Source organism: Micromonospora sp. LOL_024 (assembly GCF_048060415.1).
Classification (GTDB): Bacteria; Actinomycetota; Actinomycetes; order Mycobacteriales; family Micromonosporaceae; genus Micromonospora.
The window spans coordinates 32,010-47,461 of sequence record NZ_JBHMIS010000004.1 but is presented as its reverse complement, the minus strand read 5'-3'; the positions used below and the strand labels follow the sequence as shown (position 1 = coordinate 47,461).

Below are 15,452 nucleotides of genomic sequence, written 5' to 3'. Positions count from 1 at the left end.
CGGAACATCTTGTTAGCCTCGGCGCATGACCACCCCGTCGCCGGGTCGACCGTCGGACCTGATGTTCCTGCTCAGCTGGGCCAGCCACACGCTTCGGGCCGAGCACGCCGCCGGCCTGGCCGAGCTGGGCATCTCACCGCGGGCGCACTGCGTGCTGGCACGGGCCCGTGCCGGCGGGCTGACCCAGCGGCAGATCGGCGAGTTGTGCGGGGTGGACAAGACCACCATGGTGGTGACCCTGGATCACCTGGAGGCCGCCGGGCTGGCTCGACGCGTGCCGTCACCGACCGACCGGCGGGCCCGACTGGTCGAGGTCACCGCGGCGGGAGAGCAGGTGCTCGGCCAGGCGCAGGATATCGCCGCCCGCCTCGATCGGGACGTGCTCGCCACCCTGCCGGACGAGGAGCGTGAGGTGTTCGTGCGGGCGATCCGGCGTCTCGTCGACGAGCGCCTCCGCGGAGCCGGAGCGTGCGGGACGTCCGGCTCCATCTGCTAAAGTGATCCCACGCGGGATAGTTTGACACAGGACATTCTGGTAGTGTCGCGGAGGTCGATGTCCCCGATCGAGGAGCGATCCATGACCGGCACCACCCTGGACCCCGTCAGCAGCACCACCCCGTACCTGCGCCGCCGGGCACTCGGCGTGCTCGCAGCCGTCGGTGCCAGCGCTGCGACCTGGCTCGTCGGCGCCCTCTTCGGCGTCAACTACGCGGTACGCAGTCCGGATCAGCCCGAGGTGGTCGTCAACCTCATCCCGGTGATCGTGATCTCCCTCGGTTCGGCGCTGCTGGGCTGGGCGACACTCGCCCTCCTGGAACGGTTTGCCAGGCACCGGGCCACCACCATCTGGTTCAGCCTCGCGGCGGCCGTCACGCTGCTGTCGTTCGTGCCTCTCCTGCAGGTCGAGGCCACGACCGGGGCCAAGCTCGCGTTGGGCGCGATGCACCTGGTGGTGCCGGCCGCCCTGATCGCCCTGCTGCCCAGGCGCGGCAACTGACCCGTCCGCCGGGGCGGGAGTCGGAGCATCACCTGCGCGGCTCGCCGCGACGGACCGTCCGGCTTTCGCACCCGGCGGGGCGGCTGATTCTCTACCGTCGACTGGTGTGGACGCTGCGCAGCCGTGGAGCAGACCGGCACGGCGACGGCAACCGGTCCGAACCGGGCTCGTCCTCGCCGGGGCCGCGATGGCACTGTGCTGCATCGGGGTCGCCGGGCTGGGCGCCTGGAACGTGCAGCTCGTCACCCAGGCCGCCGGCCCCGTCCGGCAGACCGCGGAAGGATTCCTGCGGGAGGTCACCGCAGGCGACACCGGCAGCGCCTACGAGCGGCTCTGCACCGACTCCCGTACCCGGTGGAGCCAGCTCGGCTTCACCAGCTGGGTACGCACCCCGCCGGTGGTGCGCGACTACGAGATCCTGGACGTGTCGGTGGCCACCACCGGCGGCCGGCCGCACGGCACGGTCACGGTACGGTTGACCCGCGACAGCGGCGACACCGAGCAGCGTGACCTGTCGGTGGTGCGGGAGGACGCCGGCTGGCGGGTGTGCGGCGACCCGTACTGATCACACCGAGACCGCTCGGTGGACTCCACCAGCCGCCCAGCCCGACATCCGCTCCTCGCGCTGTGCGGCCAGTGCCTTCGCCGGCCGCATCGGCACCCCGACGTCCTCCGCGGAGAAGACCGAGGTCAGCGGTGCGTGCTCGGGTAGGCCGTCGAGGGAACGTGCCGACAGGGGCGGTTCAGGCGCTGGGCGCGCCGCCACGGGGACCGAGGTCGCCGTGGCGGTGGTGCCGCCGGCAGAGCACCTGGTAGCGCAGGTCGGCGGACTCCACGGTGTCCGCCGTGTCACCGATGACGACCTGCTCGCCCTCGCGGACCACCCGACCGTTGGCGACCCGCGCGTTGAGCAGGCCCTCCCGGCCGCACCAGCAGAGCACCTCGACCTGGATACGGGCCACCGAGTCGGCGAGCTCGAACAGCCGTTGGGCGGCCGGGAACAGGCACGAGCGGAAGTCGGTGGCCAGGCCGAAGGCGTACACGTCGACGTCGTAGCTGTCGACCAGTTCGGCCATCTGTTCCACGTGCTCGACCGAGTAGAAGCTGGCCTCGTCGCAGATCAGGTAGTCCACCCGTACCCCGTCGGCCCACGCGGCGCGGACCAGGGTGCGCAGGTCGAGTGAGTCGGTCACCTCGACCGCCTCGTGGGCCAGACCGATGCGGGTGGTGACCTGCGGGCCCAGTGAACGGTCGATGCGGGTGGTGACCAGGCCCCGACGTCCCTGCCGGGAGTGGTTGTAGTTCATCTGCAACGCCATGGTGGATTTGCCGCAGTCCATCGGCCCCCAGTAGAACCGCAGCGCGGCGGCGTGAGCCGGCCGCCCGTTCGCACCGCGGGCGGCGAGGCACTCGGCAGGTGCGTCGCCTTCGCCGGGCAGTGCGGGCCGGGCCAGGCAGGTCGGTACGGAATTGTCGGTCGTCACGGACCGGCAGCCTAGTGCGGGAACCACGGTCTGGCGCGGATGGCCCGGCCGGTGGTGTCGATCATCGCTCCACCGGTCGGCCGGACCGGCCGCTCAGAGCACCCGGGGTGGGGTGTTGCCGGCGGCGACGATCGCCCGACGGATCGGCACGGCCAGCAACAACAGGAAACCGACCACAAAGAAGATCAACAGGGAGACCAGGCCCACCCGGTAGGAGTTGGTGAGCTGGAACACCAGGCCGAAGGCGAGTGGCCCGAGCCAACTGGTGCCCTTGTCGCTGATCTCGTAGAAGCCGTAGTACTCGCCCTCCTTGCCGGCGGGGATCAGCTGGCTGAACAGCGATCGGCTCAACGCCTGGCTGCCGCCGAGGACCAGACCGATGCCCGCGCCGAGCACCATGAACGGCAGCGGCGCCTCGGCGGGCAGCCGGAACGCGGCGATGATCACCGCGGTCCACAGCACCAGGCTCAGCAGGACGGTCTTCCATGCCCCGACCCGCGCGGCCAGGGCGCCCAGGCCCAGCGCGCCGCCGAAGGCCAGGAACTGCACCAGCAGGATCGTCACGATCAGTGTGCTCTGGCCCAGCCGCAACTCCTCGGTGCCGTACTGGCTGGCCAGCGTGATGACAGTTTGGATGCCGTCGTTGTAGACCAGGAACGCCAGCAGGAAGAACAGCGTCAGCGGGTACGCCTTGATCTCGCGCAGAGTGCGGCCGAGCTGCCGGAACCCGTCGGTGAGCACGTTGCCACGCCCGGCGGCGTCGAGCGCGGCGGCGGTGGGGTGCTCGCGCAGCCACCGCAGTGGCACCAGGGTGAACGCCGCCCACCACAGGCCGGCCGAGACGATGGACCAGCGGGCCAGGTCGAGGGTGCGCTCGGCGGTGCCGTTGTCGAACGACTGCACCGCGACGAGGTTCAGCGCCAACAGCAGGCCGCCACCGAGGTAGCCCAACGCCCAGCCGCGGCTGGAGATGGCGTCGCGTTCGTCCGGCCCGCCGAGTTGCGGCAGGAACGAGTTGTAGACCACGATCGCCGCACCGAAGCTGATGTTGGCGACCATGAACAGCGCACCGCCGAGCAGGTAGCGGTCCCCGGTGACGAAGAGCATGCCGACGGTCGCCGCGGCGCCGGTGAACGCCGCGGCGGCCAGCAGCCCCTTCTTGTGCAGCGACCGGTCGGCGATCGCGCCGATCACCGGCAGCACGAAGACCGTCAGCAGCACCGACAGCGAGATCAGGTACGGGTAGTACGAGCCGGCCGCCACCTTGATGCCCAGCGGGTAGACGTACCCGACGCAGTCGTCTGCGTCGAGGTCGCACCCGGCGGCGACCTTGGCGACGCTGGTCAGGAACGGGCCGAGGAAGACCGTGATGACCGTGGTCTGGAAGGCCGAGTTGGCCCAGTCGTAGAAGTACCAGCCGGTGCGTTCCCGGCGGGTGCTCATCGGTGGTGGATTGTCCTGCGCGGCAGGCGTCGCCGTCTCGGCCATGGTGGGGGTCCTTTGCCCGGTCGTTCAGGCGGCCCAGTGGCCGCGGCTGCGGTAGACGTCGCGCAGCACGCCGACGTGATCGGTCATGATGCCATCAACACCAAGATCAAGTAACTCGTGCATCTCGGCAGGTTCGTCGATCGTCCAGACATGCACCTGCAGTCCCAGGCGGTGGGCCATCCACAGGAACCGACGGTCGACCAGCGGCACCCGGCCGTAGCGCACCGGCACCTGCGCGGCCACCACCGACGGTGGCAGCCCCACCGGCCGGCCGCTCAGCGAGGCCCACCGCAGCCGGGCCACCCCACGGACCCCGAGACCGGTGGCCACCCGACCGTGGGTCAGTGCCCGCAGCCGGGCCAGCCGGCTGTCGCTGAACGAGGCCAGCAACACCCGGTCACCCGCGCCGGCCCTGGCGACCGTCGCCACCGTCGGTGCCACCCCCCGGTCGGACTTGACATCGATGTTGAACCGCACCTGTGGCCACGCGTCCAGCACCTCGTCGAGGCGGGGAACCGCGACCGCGCCACCGACCCGCACCGAGGCCAGGTCGACCCAGCGCAGCCCACCCACCCGGCCGCGCTGCCCGGTGATCCGTTGCAGGGTGTCGTCGTGGAACACCACGGCCACCCCGTCTGCGGTGCCGTGCACATCGGTCTCCACGTACCGGTAGCCGAGGTCGATCGCCCGCGCGAACGCCGCGGTGGTGTTCTCGTCACCGTCGGCGGCGCCGCCGCGGTGGGCGAAGGCCAGCGGAGCGGGAGCGTCGAGGTAGGGGTGACCGGTCGGTGGCACGCAGCGCAGTATGCCGGGCACCGGTGACCTGCGGGCGACCGGCCGGCGACGGGGGCGTGCCACCTGTCGGTCGCGGCCGGTTGGCCGCTGTCGACGAGGCGCAACGTGACCGCCTGCGGCGGGTGCGCCCCGTGTCGGCACGACACCGCGGTGGCGTCCGGCAGCGGCTGGCCGCGGTGACAGCGACGGCAGCGCGGCACGGGGCGGCTCAGCCCGCGGCTGGTCGACGCCGGTGGGCGCGGCTGGAGTCGACCGGGCGACCCGGGTCAACGTGCCGCGGCCGGACGGGTTCGTCCGGCCGCAGCGGGACGAGGGTGTCGGTCAGGGCGTCGATGATGCGGTCGGTGGCGCGTCGGGCGCCGCCGGGCACGCCGTGGGTCAACTCGGTGAGGTCTACCGGGTCGCCGAAGTGCACCCGTACCGTCGGGCGGCGTACCATCGCGCGGGCGAGGCCGCGCAGCAGACCCTTGGGGGCCTGGTAGGGCAGCACCTCGTGGGATCCCCACTGTGCGACGGGAATGACGGGTGCGCCGCAGGTCAGGGCGAGCCGGGCGGCGCCGGTCTTGCCGCGTTCGGGCCACATGCCGGGGTCCAGCCCGATACGGCCCTCCGGGTAGACCAGGATCGGTGCGCCGGCACCGACCGCGGCGGCGGCGTCGGCCAGGGCCCGGTGCACGCCGCTGGTACCCCTGTCGACGCGGATGTGACCGGCGCTGCGCATGGCGGCGCCGAGCACCGGGGCGCGGAACAGGCCGCCGGTGGCCATGATCCTCGGCGCGACCCGGCGGGCCCGGCAGGCGGCGGCGAGCACGACCGGGTCGAACGGACTGATGTGGTTGGCGGCCAGGATGAGTGGCCCGCCCCGCAGCCGGGCGGGGATGTCTCCGGTGACCTCCAGCCGGGCCAGCAGCCCGACGACGACGCGGGCGAGCAGCAGCGCGGCACGCCAGATCGGCGGCGGCCGCCAGGGGGAGTGGGCCGTGTCCATCAGCGGGAGATGGTCGCACGGCGGCCTGACACGCCGATGTGCAGGGCGGATCGTGCGGCAGCGGTGAGCAGGGTCATCGGTCCCGACCCGCTTTGGGCCGCCCGCCCCGCCGATCGCCTTACGACGGGTTGTAGTATTTACTACGTCTCGTAGTTTCAGCAGCTGGGGGTTGCAGGTGGACGCGTTGGACGTCGCCCGCTGGCAGTTCGGTGTCACCACCGTCTACCACTTTCTTTTCGTGCCGCTGACCATCGGACTGTCCGTCCTGGTCGCCATCCTGCAAACCCTGTGGCACCGCACCGGAGACGAGAAGTACCTCAAGCTCACCAGGTTCTACGGCAAACTCTTCCTGATCAACTTCGCGATGGGCGTGGTCACCGGCATCGTGCAGGAATTCCAGTTCGGTATGAACTGGAGCGACTACTCCCGCTTCGTCGGTGACATCTTCGGCGCCCCCCTGGCCATCGAGGCCCTGGTCGCCTTCTTCCTCGAATCCACCTTCATCGGCCTGTGGATCTTCGGGTGGGACCGGCTTCCCAGACGGCTGCACCTGGCCAGCATCTGGGCCGCGGCGATCGGCACCAACCTGTCGGCGTACTTCATCCTCGCCGCGAACTCGTTCATGCAGAACCCCGTGGGCTACCGGATCAACCCCGACAGCGGTCGCGCCGAACTCACCGACTTCGGCGCCGTGCTCACCAACAAGGTCGCCCTGATCACCTTCCCGCACACCATCGCCGGAGCGTTCCTGGTCGCCGGCTCGCTACTGGTGGCCGTCGCCCTGTGGCACCTGATCCGCCACCACGACAGCCCCGACACCCCGGCGTACCGGTTCGCGGCCCGCTTCGGCTCCTGGGTAACCCTGGCCGCCGCCACCGTCGTCGTGATCACCGGCGACATCCAGGGCAAGATCATGACCCAGGTGCAGCCGATGAAGATGGCCGCCGCCGAAGGGCTCTACGCCACCGAGAGCCCCGCGTCGTTCTCCGTGCTGACCGTCGGCAGCCTCGACGGCACCCGGGAACTGTTCGCCCTCAAGATTCCGTACCTGCTGTCCTACCTGGGCACCGGCGACCCCAACGGCACCGTGCAGGGCATCGACGACCTGCAGGCCGCCTACACCGCCCAGTACGGCGCGGGCAGCTACACCCCGATCATTCCGGTCACCTACTGGAGCTTCCGAATCATGATCGGATTTGGGCTCGCCGCCGCCGCCATCGCCCTGCTGGTGCTCTGGAGCCAGCGCCGGGGTCGCACCCCACGCAGCGGGTGGCTGCTGCGCGCCGGCCTGGCCATGCCGATCCTGCCGCTGCTGGCCAACTCCTTCGGTTGGATCTTCACCGAGATGGGCCGCCAGCCGTGGATCGTCTTCGGCGAGATGCTCACCCGCGACGGCGTCTCCCGCAGCGTCTCCCTCGCCGAGGTGCTCACCAGTTTCACTGCCTTCACCCTCATCTACGCCACCCTCGCCGTCATCGAGGTGAAGCTGCTGATCCGCTACGCCAGGGCCGGCATACCCGAAATCACCCCCGCCCCGGGACCTGACGACGCCGACCGCCCACTCGCCTTCGCCTACTGACCTCCGGAGCTCCGTCGTGGAACTGACCACCGTCTGGTTTCTCCTTGTCGCCGTGCTGTTCACCGGCTACTTCATCCTCGAAGGGTTCGACTTCGGCGTCGGCATGCTGCTGCCCGTACTCGGCCGCGACGACCGCGAACGCCGGGTAATGATCAACACCATCGGCCCGGTCTGGGACGGCAACGAGGTCTGGTTGATCACCGCCGGTGGCGCCATGTTCGCCGCCTTCCCGGAGTGGTACGCCACCCTCTTCTCCGGCTTCTACCTGCCCCTGCTGCTGATCCTGCTGGCCCTGATCGCCCGGGGCGTCGCCTTCGAGTACCGCCACAAGCGGCCCGAGGCGTCCTGGAAACGCCGCTGGGACGCCGCGATCTTCTTCGGCTCGCTGATCCCGGCGGTGCTGTGGGGCGTCGCCTTCGCCAACATCCTGCGCGGCGTACCGCTGGACGCCGACCACGAGTACGTCGGCGGCCTGTTCGACCTGCTGAGCCCGTACGCCCTGCTCGGCGGCGCGAGCACTGCGGCGCTGTTCGCCACGCACGGCGCCGTCTTCGTCGCCCTCAAGACCGTCGGCGACATCCGGGACCGGGCCGCCGCCCTCGCCGTGCGCCTCGGCGTCGCCGCCGCCGTCCTCGCGGTGACGTTCCTGAGCTGGACGCTGACCATCCGCTCCGGCCCCGCCGCCGTCGTGCTCGCCGTCGGCGCCGCACTCGCACTGCTCGGTGGGCTCGCCGCCGCCAAGGTACGCCGGGAGGGCTGGGCCTTCACCGGCACGGCGGTGGCGATCGCCCTGGCAGTGGCGACCCTGTTCGCCGCGCTGTTCCCCACCGTCCTGCCCTCCACCCTGGACCCGTCCGGCACGTTGACCGCCACCAACGCCGCCTCCACCCCGTACACCTTGACGATCATGACGTGGGTGGCGGTCTTCTTCACCCCGATCGTGCTGGCCTACCAGGGCTGGACCTACTGGGTGTTCCGCAAGCGCATCGGGGTGGCCCACATCCCGCCGCACTGAGCGGCGCGGGCCGGCCCGGATCCCTCAGGCCGCCGAGGCCAGGCTGGCCTCGGCGCGGCGCCGCACCGCATCCAGGACCCGCGCGGCGGCGGCCAGGTCCTCGGCCGCGAGGCCGGCCCAGAGCCGCTTACCGATCTCACCGGTCGCCGCGGCGACCAGGCGCTGCGACTGCCGTCCCGCCGGTGTCACCGTAACCCGGGAGGCGTCCTGCGTCATCGGCGCCACCAGCGTCGCCGCGACCAGCTCGGCGAGCGTGGTGTGGGCGGCTGCCGGGCTGAGCTTCAGCGCGTCGGTCAGCTGCCGGGCCGCCTCGGCGCGGGGGACCGGACCATCGGCGGCCGCCAGCATGTTGAGCAGCAGCGACTGGCCGAAGGTGAGCCCGAGGCGGGTCAGCTCCCGTTCCAGCACCGCCCGGGTGGCGTAGTGGGTCCGACCGAGCAGCTGACCGTTGAGAGTGCTGGACATGAGGACTCCATCCCGTTGGTTCAACCAATGTTGGCGCCACCAACGTAACACTGATTGTGGGTGCGGCCAACGATGAGGCGTAGAGTCCGAGACATGCAGCCCACCGACACAACCCCACCACACCGCCTCCACACCACCCCCAGCTGGCTGCTCACCCAGACCGCCGCCCACGCCGCACGCCTGATCAGCGCCGCACTCGACCGCCACCACGCCCGCGGCTACCACTACCGGCTACTCGCCGCCCTCGACGACACCGGCCCCGCCAGCCAGGCCCACCTCGGCCGGCGCAGCGGCATCGACCGCAGCGACGTCGTCAGCACCCTCAACGACCTCGCCGGCCGCCACCTGGTCCGCCGCGAACCCGACCCCGACGACCGACGCCGCAACCTCGTCAGCATCACCCCCGCAGGCCGCCGAGAACTCACCCACCTACAGCAGGCCCTCGACACCACCCAGGAAGCCCTACTCGCCCCCCTCGACCCCGCCCAACGCCACGAACTCGTCCACCTGCTCGGTATCCTCCTCACCCACCACACAGGCACCGAAGGGCCGACCAGATGACCCACGCACACCAGTACGCCACCACCGTCACCTGGACCGGCAACCTCGGCACCGGCACCAGCGGCTACCGCGACTACCGCCGCGACCACGACGTCACCACCGACGGCCGCCCACCCATCGCCGGCAGCTCCGACCCCACCTTCCGCGGCGACCCCACCCGCTGGAACCCCGAACAGCTGCTACTCGCCGCGCTGTCCCAGTGCCACATGCTCGCCTACCTGCACCTGTGCGCCGTCAACGGCGTCACCGTCACCGACTACGTCGACCACGCCACCGGCACCATGACCACCGACAACACCGGCACCGGCCACTTCACCGCAGTCGTCCTGCACCCCCAGGTCACCGTCGCCCACCCCGACAACGTCGACGCCGCCACCGCCCTGCACGCCGACGCCCACCGCGCCTGCTTCATCGCCAACTCCGTCAACTTCCCGGTACGCCACGAACCCACCACCGCCCGCCCCACCTGAAGCCGCGGCACCGGAATCGCCTGCGCCCGGCCGCGAAGCTCCACGGCCGGGCGCTCAGCACAACCGCCGGTCAGCTCGCCTCGCGCAACTCCGCCAACCGGGCCTCGATCTCCGCCAACTCCGCCCGCAGCTTCACCGCCTGCTGCTCCGCCTCCGACCGCTCCGCGGACAGAATCTGCTCCACCGCCTCGTGAACCCCCGGCACGTCCACCAACGCCACCATCCGCAGCGCCTCCGCCGGCTTCAACACATACGGCTTGGCCAACACCTTCCCGCCCTGCTGCGCCGCCACCGTCCACTCACCCTCGGCGTAGGCCAACGTGACCGTCAGCCCCGCCGGCCCCTTCGGCTTAACCACCTTCGCCGCCCGCCTCGCCGGCGGCTTCGCCTCCACAACCTCCACCTTCGCCTCCACAACCTCCACCTTCGGTTCCTCCCAACGCGGCTGCGGCACCCGATCCAACACGAACTCCGGCTCCACCACCGCCGGCTCACCCGACGCCGGCTCCACCTTCGGCTCGACCGGCCGGCGCCCCGCACCCCGCGGCGCCACCGCCACATCAGCAGGGGAGAACGGCAACTCGTCACGCCCGAACCGCACCACCACAAACTCGTCGGAAACCGTCGGATCAGTCAACTCCACCACCTGACCCAACTGGCCGGCGACCTGACCCGCCGCAGCCGTGAACACCACCTTCGGCTTCCGGCCCGCGCTCAACGCCTCCCGGATGCCGCGCACCTCGTCATCGGACAAACCCTGGCCAGCGGCACCCATCACACAACCTCTTCCCTCGTACACATGTTCAGCCGCCTGCCTTGATACCAGCCACCGGCGACAGCCCGAAGATCAGCCCCCCAACGCCCGCAACGCCCCATCCGCATGCTCGTCCACACCAAGCTCGCTGTGCACCACCTCGACGATCCGCCGATCGACCCCGATCACAAACGTCATCCGCCTCGTACCCAACGGCCCCAACGGCAGCCGCCGCCGCACACCGAACCGATCCGCCACCACCGCATCCGGATCCGACAACAGCGGAAAGTCGAAACTGTGCAGCCGCGAGAACTCCGCCTGCCGCCGCACCGAATCCCGACTGATCCCCACCCGCTGCGCCCCGACCGCCGCGAACTCCGCCGCCAGATCCCGAAAATGACAACTCTCCGCCGTACAGCCCCGCGTCATCGCCGCCGGATAGAAGAACAACACCACCGGCCCCGCCGCCAGCAACTCCGACAACCGCCGGAGCCGACCCGTCTCGTCCGGCAACTCGAAGTCCTCGACCCGGTCACCGACACCCACACCCGCCACACGCACTCCTCGCTCGACACCGTCACCAACAAACCTGAGCCGATCACCGGCAACCCACGGGCCCCCGCCGTGCGCTCGACCACACCTGCGCCCAGCCACGCGACCGCCACGGTAACGTCCCCGACACCAGTCGGGCAGGGGAGGACCATTGAGGCCCGTCACCGTCATCACCGGCGGCAGCCGCGGCATCGGCGCCGCCACCGCCCGCCGCCTCGCCCGCACCGGCCACCACATCGCCCTCAGCTACCGCCGCAAGCACGCCGCCGCCGACACCGTCGTCAAAGAGCTACACACCACCGGCGTACGCGCCATCGCCATACCCACCGACACCCGCGACCCCGACCAGGTCACCGCGCTCTTCGACGCCGCCACCGAACTCGGCCCGATCACCGGCCTCGTCAACAACGCCGGCATCACCAGCCAGATCGGACCCTTCACCCAACTGCGCCCCACCGACCTGCGCGACGTCATCGACGTCAACCTCGTCGGCTACCTCCTCTGCGCCCAACAGGCCGCCCGCCGGATGAGCGACGGCGCCGCCATCGTCAACATCACCTCCGCCGCCGCCACCCTCGGCAGCCCAGGGGAGTACATCCACTACGCCGCCACCAAAGCCGCCACCGACGCCCTCACCATCGGCCTGGCCAAGGAACTCGCCCCCCGCGGCATCCGGGTCAACGCCGTCGCCCCCGGCATCATCCGCACCGACATCCACGCCCTCTCCGGCCAACCCGACCGGCCCGAACGCGCCGCCAGCCGCATCCCGCTCGGCCGCCCCGGCGAACCCGACGAGGTCGCCGCCGCCATCGCCTGGCTACTCGGCCCCGACGCCTCCTACACCACCGGCGCCATCATCCGCGTCGCCGGCGGCCTCTGACCACACCGCCACCGCCCGACCGGGCTCCAGGCCGACCCCCGCCACCCGTCCACGAGCAGGGCCAGCAGCCCCACCAACCGTGACGCAGGCCCACACACCCACTGTGCGAGCTCCACCATCTCGACCGCCACATCAAGCAGGACCGTCCCCGACGCCCCCGCCACCGACCAGGACCCGCAGGCCGCCGTCACGCACGCCGCGACCAACGCCTCCGGCGACCGGTGCGTCGCCCGGGCCAACTCGACTGTCCGAGTCACCAGCAACTCCGGCTGCGACGTCGACACCGGCCCAACCCGCCGTCGGCACGCCAGACACCCGACGCCCGCCCGAGGAATGCCGCCCCCTACAGCCGGGTAGACACCCGCGTGGACAGCGGACGCATCGGTGAACACGGCTTCCTCGCCGACGGGCTCAGCGCTGTCCTGGTGGACCGCGCCGGCTCGGTGAACTGGTGGTGCCCCCTACGATTCGACGGGCCGTCGGTCTTCGCCCGGCTCCTCGACGACGACGCCGGCCACTGGTCCATCCAACCGGAAGGCCCATTCACCACCGAACGGTCCTACGTCGAAGGCACCCTCGTGCTGCGTACCGTCTTCACCACCCGGCACGGCCGGGTGGCGCTGACCGACGCCCTCGCCCTGGAATCCGGCGCACGCGGCCACGACATCGGCATGCGCTCGCCACACGTACTGGCCCGACTCGTCGAGGGCCTCTCCGGCGAAGTGCCGATACGCCTGCACTACCGACCGCGGTTCGAATACGGGCGGGTGACCGCCTACCTCGACGACCACGACGGCATCATCGACGCGAGCGTCGGCGCCGACCGGCTGAGCCTGCGCGGCGACGTCCCGCTGCGCTGCCAACAGGGCGACGCCACCGCCAGCTTCACCGTCCGCGCGGGGGAGACCTGCCGCTTCACACTCGCACACGCGCCCACCTACGACTCCGGTCCACCGTCCCTACCGGACGCGAACCAAGTGATCACCAACGCCGTCGCCGGCTGGCAGTCCTGGGCCGAACTACACCGCCAGCAGTACGGCGGCCTCTTCGGCGAACAGGTGCGGCACAGCGCCATCGTCCTACAGGGAATGACCTACCAACCCAGCGGCGCGATCATCGCGGCGGCGACCACCTCGGTGCCCGAGCAGCCGGGAGCAGACCGCAACTACGACTACCGCTTCGTCTGGCTACGCGACTTCAGCCTCACCCTCCAGGCCCTCTGGCGGGCCGCCTGCCCCGACGAGGTCGACCGACACTTCGCCTGGGTCGCCAACGCCACCGGACGCGTCGGCGACGCGCCGGTGCCGATCATGTACGGCGTGCAGGGGGAGCGGGACCTCACCGAGCACCACCTCGACCATCTCACCGGGTACGCCCACAGCCAGCCGGTCACCGTCGGCAACGACGCCTGGAAACAACGGCAGAGCGACGTGCTCGGCGAGGTCCTCGACGCGGCCTGGCTGATGCGCCACTACCTCGACCCGATCACGCCGGACGTGCGGCAGTTGCTGTACGACCTCGCCGACCAGGCCGTACTGGACTGGCGTCGACCGGACTCCGGCATGTGGGAGGCCCGAGACACCGAGCGGCACTACGTCTCCTCCAAGGTGCAGTGCTGGACGGCGCTCGACCGGGCCGTCCGCTTCGGTGGCCGGCTGGGCGACCAGTCAGCTGTGGCCCGCTGGGCCGCGGCCCGGGACGACATTCACGAAGCCGTACTCAACCAGGGTTGGAACGAACGACTCGGCACCTTCACCGGAGCCTTCGACTCCGACCGCCTGGACGCCTCGGTGCTGATCATGCCGCTGGTCGGTTTCCTACCGGCCGGGGACCCGAGGATGCGCTCCACGATACGTGTGGTCGAACGCGAACTCTCCCACGACGGGCTGCTACGCCGGTGGGACGGCGACCCCGCCGGCTTCGTCATCTGCTCCTTCTGGCTGGTCACCTGCCTGGCCCAGGCCGGCGAGGTAGACCGCGCCGAGCGCCTGTTCCGGCAACTCGCCGGCCGGGCCAACGACCTTGGGCTCTTCGCGGAGCAGATCGACCCGACCACCGGGGAACATCTCGGCAACTTCCCGCAGGCTTTCTCGCACATCGGACTGATCAACGCCGCCGGCCAGCTCACCGAGGCCATTCAACGGCGCGACGCGGCAGGCAAGACACAACAGCCCATGCCAGCCGGCACGGGCAGCACGGAAGGAGCACCCACATGACTGGACGCCTCGAAGGCAAGACCGCCCTGATCACCGGCTCCGACTCCGGAATCGGGCAGGCCACGGCGATCGAGTTCGGCCGGGAGGGTGCCGACGTCGTGGTGCACTACCTGCACGACCACGCCGGCGCCAACCACACGAAGGCAGAGGTGGAGGCGGCCGGCCGGCGGGCCGTCGTGGTGCAGGGCGACATCAGCGTCGAACACCAGGTCGAGGCGATGTTCGACGAGGCCATCGCTGAGTACGGCACGCTGGACATCCTGATGAACAACGCCGGCGTGGACGCCTCCGGCACTCCGGTCGCCGACCTGGACACCGAGACGTTCGACCGGGCGATCCGGGTCAACGTCTACGGCGCCTTCTTCTGCTCCCGGCGCTTCGTGCGGCACCGTCGTGACCACGGCGGACACGGGAAGATCATCAACACGACCTCCATCCACCAGGAGGTCGCCCGGGCCGGCGGCGCGGACTACGACACCACCAAGGGAGCGCTGCTGGAGTTCGCCAAGAGCCTCGCCCTAGAGGTCGCACCGATGCACATGAACGTCAACAACGTCGGTCCGGGGATGGTGCTCACGCCGTTCAACCAGCAGGCGATCGACGATCCCGAGTACCGTGAGGAGCAGGTGCAGAGCATCCCGTGGAAGCGGGCGGCGGAGCCGCTGGAGGTCGCCAGGGTGGCGGTTTTCCTGGCCAGCGCCGATGCCGACTACGTGACGGGGTCGACGTACTTCGTGGACGGCGGCCTGATGCAGAACCAGGGCCAGGGCGCCTGACCATCCTGGATTCGATAATCCACATTATGTAAAGCTGGCGCGTCGAGGTGCCCCACACCTGCACCGAGGGTGTGTTCTCGGCGGTGACAGCCCGCGCCGAGAACACACCCTCGCTACGGTCGGGCCCGCTGGACGAACTTCGTGTCGGGGTGTACTAGAGCAGGAGCCCGACGGACCCGGCAAGGACGACCACCTACGTCGCAGCCACCGCAGATCAAGGGTCGCCGCCGGCCGCCGGAGGTCGTCGTCGTGCTCCGCACGCCACCGGAGCAGGACGACCTCTCGCGTACCCGCAAGCCGCGGCCCCCCGCGCGGAGACCCGACCACAGGCCCCCCCGCTCCGGATCGTGGTGCGCCTGTCGCCGGCACGGCTCCCCTTCGAGGGTGGACAGCGCCCCCTGTCGCCCACAATGCGAATATCATGCATAATGC

The 15,452-nt window shown here is 70.6% G+C and carries 17 protein-coding genes; 10 read left to right on the top strand and 7 right to left on the bottom strand.

The window, feature by feature from the left end; genetic code table 11:
• The first annotated feature begins 25 nt into the window (after positions 1-25).
• The 3 genes from ACFHWY_RS07330 to ACFHWY_RS07320 all read left to right on the top strand — a co-directional run bounded on the left by ACFHWY_RS07330 (position 26) and on the right by ACFHWY_RS07320 (position 1,562).
• Positions 26-496 carry a MarR family winged helix-turn-helix transcriptional regulator gene (locus tag ACFHWY_RS07330; RefSeq protein WP_416579347.1) on the top strand — a complete coding sequence of 157 codons (471 nt, stop codon included), beginning with the start codon at positions 26-28 and terminating at the stop codon, positions 494-496.
• 81 nt (positions 497-577) lie between these two features.
• Complete coding sequence (locus ACFHWY_RS07325; protein ID WP_416579346.1) at positions 578-997, top strand: DUF6069 family protein; 420 nt, start codon at positions 578-580, stop codon at positions 995-997.
• A gap of 106 nt (positions 998-1,103) precedes the next feature.
• A complete protein-coding gene (locus ACFHWY_RS07320) occupies positions 1,104-1,562 on the top strand; it encodes a hypothetical protein (RefSeq protein ID WP_416579345.1) in 459 nt (152 codons plus the stop codon).
• 178 nt (positions 1,563-1,740) lie between these two features.
• Here the strand turns inward: ACFHWY_RS07320 and ACFHWY_RS07315 are convergent, their stop codons facing one another.
• The 4 genes from ACFHWY_RS07315 to ACFHWY_RS07300 form a co-directional block, all read right to left on the bottom strand.
• A complete protein-coding gene (locus ACFHWY_RS07315) occupies positions 1,741-2,451 on the bottom strand; it encodes a thymidine kinase (RefSeq protein ID WP_416579542.1) in 711 nt (236 codons plus the stop codon).
• Between the two features lie 123 nt (positions 2,452-2,574).
• Positions 2,575-3,969 (bottom strand): MFS transporter, encoded by a 1,395-nt coding sequence (locus ACFHWY_RS07310; protein WP_416579344.1) that lies wholly within the window; start codon positions 3,967-3,969, stop codon positions 2,575-2,577.
• Positions 3,970-3,993: 24 nt separating this feature from the next.
• Positions 3,994-4,764, bottom strand: coding sequence for a glycerophosphodiester phosphodiesterase (locus tag ACFHWY_RS07305; RefSeq protein WP_416579343.1), 771 nt, complete (start codon positions 4,762-4,764; stop codon positions 3,994-3,996).
• Between the two features lie 208 nt (positions 4,765-4,972).
• On the bottom strand, positions 4,973-5,752 hold the full coding sequence (locus ACFHWY_RS07300; protein WP_416579342.1) for a lysophospholipid acyltransferase family protein: 780 nt from the start codon (positions 5,750-5,752) through the stop codon (positions 4,973-4,975).
• Positions 5,753-5,927: 175 nt separating this feature from the next.
• Between ACFHWY_RS07300 and ACFHWY_RS07295 the strand changes: the two genes are divergently transcribed.
• Positions 5,928-7,331, top strand: a complete 1,404-nt coding sequence (locus ACFHWY_RS07295; protein WP_416579341.1) for a cytochrome ubiquinol oxidase subunit I — start codon at positions 5,928-5,930, stop codon at positions 7,329-7,331.
• A 16-nt stretch (positions 7,332-7,347) separates the two neighbouring features.
• On the top strand, positions 7,348-8,346 hold the full coding sequence (gene cydB / locus ACFHWY_RS07290; RefSeq protein ID WP_416579340.1) for a cytochrome d ubiquinol oxidase subunit II: 999 nt from the start codon (positions 7,348-7,350) through the stop codon (positions 8,344-8,346).
• 24 nt (positions 8,347-8,370) lie between these two features.
• Here the strand turns inward: cydB and ACFHWY_RS07285 are convergent, their stop codons facing one another.
• Positions 8,371-8,811: a hypothetical protein gene (locus tag ACFHWY_RS07285; RefSeq protein ID WP_416579339.1), complete on the bottom strand. Its 441-nt coding sequence runs from the start codon at positions 8,809-8,811 to the stop codon at positions 8,371-8,373.
• 93 nt (positions 8,812-8,904) lie between these two features.
• On the opposite strand from ACFHWY_RS07285, the gene ACFHWY_RS07280 reads away from it, so the two are divergent.
• Together ACFHWY_RS07280 and ACFHWY_RS07275 are read left to right on the top strand one after the other, a co-directional pair.
• On the top strand, positions 8,905-9,372 hold the full coding sequence (locus tag ACFHWY_RS07280) for a MarR family winged helix-turn-helix transcriptional regulator (RefSeq protein ID WP_416579338.1): 468 nt from the start codon (positions 8,905-8,907) through the stop codon (positions 9,370-9,372).
• Positions 9,369-9,842, top strand: a complete 474-nt coding sequence (locus ACFHWY_RS07275; RefSeq protein WP_416579337.1) for an OsmC family protein — start codon at positions 9,369-9,371, stop codon at positions 9,840-9,842. The genes ACFHWY_RS07280 and ACFHWY_RS07275 overlap by 4 nt, the downstream gene beginning before the upstream one ends.
• Positions 9,843-9,912: 70 nt before the next feature.
• Here ACFHWY_RS07275 and ACFHWY_RS07270 read toward each other — a convergent pair whose 3' ends face one another.
• Complete coding sequence (locus ACFHWY_RS07270) at positions 9,913-10,617, bottom strand: hypothetical protein (protein WP_416579336.1); 705 nt, start codon at positions 10,615-10,617, stop codon at positions 9,913-9,915.
• Positions 10,618-10,689: 72 nt separating this feature from the next.
• A complete protein-coding gene (locus ACFHWY_RS07265; protein ID WP_416579335.1) occupies positions 10,690-11,151 on the bottom strand; it encodes a peroxiredoxin in 462 nt (153 codons plus the stop codon).
• Between the two features lie 148 nt (positions 11,152-11,299).
• Between ACFHWY_RS07265 and ACFHWY_RS07260 the strand changes: the two genes are divergently transcribed.
• From ACFHWY_RS07260 to ACFHWY_RS07250, 3 genes are all read left to right on the top strand, one after another.
• Positions 11,300-12,028, top strand: a complete 729-nt coding sequence (locus ACFHWY_RS07260) for an SDR family NAD(P)-dependent oxidoreductase (protein ID WP_416579334.1) — start codon at positions 11,300-11,302, stop codon at positions 12,026-12,028.
• Between the two features lie 365 nt (positions 12,029-12,393).
• Positions 12,394-14,244, top strand: coding sequence for a glycoside hydrolase family 15 protein (locus ACFHWY_RS07255; protein WP_416579333.1), 1,851 nt, complete (start codon positions 12,394-12,396; stop codon positions 14,242-14,244).
• On the top strand, positions 14,241-15,020 hold the full coding sequence (locus ACFHWY_RS07250; protein ID WP_416579332.1) for a glucose 1-dehydrogenase: 780 nt from the start codon (positions 14,241-14,243) through the stop codon (positions 15,018-15,020). Before ACFHWY_RS07255 ends, ACFHWY_RS07250 begins: the two co-directional genes overlap by 4 nt.
• Positions 15,021-15,452 lie beyond the last annotated feature (432 nt).

Excerpts from the sequence above, each read along its gene's own strand:
- ACFHWY_RS07330 (WP_416579347.1), top strand. The coding sequence starts at position 26 with ATGACCACCCCGTCGCCGGGTCGACCGTCGGACCTGATGTTCCTGCTC.
- ACFHWY_RS07325 (WP_416579346.1), top strand. The coding sequence starts at position 578 with ATGACCGGCACCACCCTGGACCCCGTCAGCAGCACCACCCCGTACCTG.
- ACFHWY_RS07310 (WP_416579344.1), bottom strand. The coding sequence starts at position 3,969 with ATGGCCGAGACGGCGACGCCTGCCGCGCAGGACAATCCACCACCGATG.
- ACFHWY_RS07300 (WP_416579342.1), bottom strand. The coding sequence starts at position 5,752 with ATGGACACGGCCCACTCCCCCTGGCGGCCGCCGCCGATCTGGCGTGCC.
- ACFHWY_RS07285 (WP_416579339.1), bottom strand. The coding sequence starts at position 8,811 with ATGTCCAGCACTCTCAACGGTCAGCTGCTCGGTCGGACCCACTACGCC.
- ACFHWY_RS07280 (WP_416579338.1), top strand. The coding sequence starts at position 8,905 with ATGCAGCCCACCGACACAACCCCACCACACCGCCTCCACACCACCCCC.
- ACFHWY_RS07275 (WP_416579337.1), top strand. The coding sequence starts at position 9,369 with ATGACCCACGCACACCAGTACGCCACCACCGTCACCTGGACCGGCAAC.
- ACFHWY_RS07270 (WP_416579336.1), bottom strand. The coding sequence starts at position 10,617 with ATGGGTGCCGCTGGCCAGGGTTTGTCCGATGACGAGGTGCGCGGCATC.
- ACFHWY_RS07250 (WP_416579332.1), top strand. The coding sequence starts at position 14,241 with ATGACTGGACGCCTCGAAGGCAAGACCGCCCTGATCACCGGCTCCGAC.